The following is a 1,249-nucleotide window of genomic DNA, read 5'->3' on the forward strand; positions in this document are numbered from 1 at the left end:
AGGTTCGAGTCCTACTGGCGGAGTATAGTTTTTTAAGCTAGACATTGTCTAGCTTTTTTGGTTCATTTGTCAACTGTAGTTAAGGTTTGACAAAAAGTCTTCGAGCTAGTGGCATATAGGCTTCTGACATATTCATCTTAATAAACTGTATCTTGCTCATCTCAGGACATAACAGTAGGGAGTTGGTCTTTATGTTACTTGAAAGTAAACTGGTCAAGTTTATGATAGACAGTGGACGTTGAGACATGAAGTCTTTTGACAATATCTGTTAGTGATCCCTTTTCAGTAAGGAGTTGTGTAACTTTTTGTCGGACTAGATTTGTAATTTGGTGTTTTTTCTCAACGATTGATGTCTCGACCACAGTGACTCTCTGACACCCTTTACACTGGAAGAAAGCCTTTTCAAGGATATAGTAGTGTTGGTATTCCAGTTTTACTTGAACCTCGATGAGGGTATTTTTTTCAAAAACAAGAGAAATAATGACGTTAGTTTTTTTATTCTGTGGTATTCTGAATAAATCTCATGAGTTCTTCCTAAGAATGGTTTAGTTGCTTTTCATTATAGTTCTTATGGGACTTTTTGGGTACATTCAAAAAAAGCTCTATAATCTCTACAGTGGTTTTACCAACTACAGAAATTATAGAGCCTTGAAAACCACTAGCGGTGCTAGTGGTTCTGAAAAGCTTTTAGCGATATATCAATAATATCTCCCTAAAGTGTTATATTAGATAAGTTTTCCTGATCACTAACTAATATACTAAAGAAAATCCTTGATGTGACAGGATAATAATAGTTTAGTACATACTACAAGGAATTATAAGTATCATATTGTGTTCGCATTAAAATATCGACGTCAGATAATTTATGGAAAATACAAAACAAGTATAGTTCAAATCTTACGATTATGTTGAAATACATAGATCATATTCACATGTTGGTGAGTATACTATATAAACTAATTGTTTCTTCATTTATGGGATATTTAAAGGGTAAGAGTAGCTTAATGATATTTGTCGGAAACGCTAATTTAAAGTATAAATATGAGTGTTGTAAATTTAGTTTTTAGGCTTTTTGTTGATATTGAGACCAGTTAGTCGGGTTATCGAGAAAAGGTGAGATGAAGGAAAACGATTCGGTAGATCTTTAGCGGTGCCTTTCAGCCGAAGAGCAAACCACCCGTGAAAATGATATGATACCTCTTAAGTAGACAAGGTAAATACCTAAAATCTACTTAAGAGGTATTTTTAT

The 1,249-nt window shown here is 33.5% G+C and carries 2 pseudogenes; one reads left to right on the forward strand and one right to left on the reverse strand.

The annotated features are described in order from the left end of the window. Window positions 1-197: 197 nt before the first annotated feature. Window positions 198-525 (reverse strand): annotated as a pseudogene (locus ADF62_RS10020) (helix-turn-helix domain-containing protein); the annotation flags it as partial. Between the two features lie 320 nt (window positions 526-845). Here ADF62_RS10020 and ADF62_RS10025 point away from each other — a divergent pair. Beyond that, window positions 846-1,043, forward strand: a pseudogene (locus tag ADF62_RS10025) (transposase); the annotation flags it as partial. Between the last annotated feature and the right edge of the window lie 206 nt (window positions 1,044-1,249).

Source organism: Streptococcus sp. 1004_SSPC, assembly GCF_001069025.1.
In the GTDB taxonomy this organism is placed as follows: Bacteria; Bacillota; Bacilli; order Lactobacillales; family Streptococcaceae; genus Streptococcus; species Streptococcus vestibularis.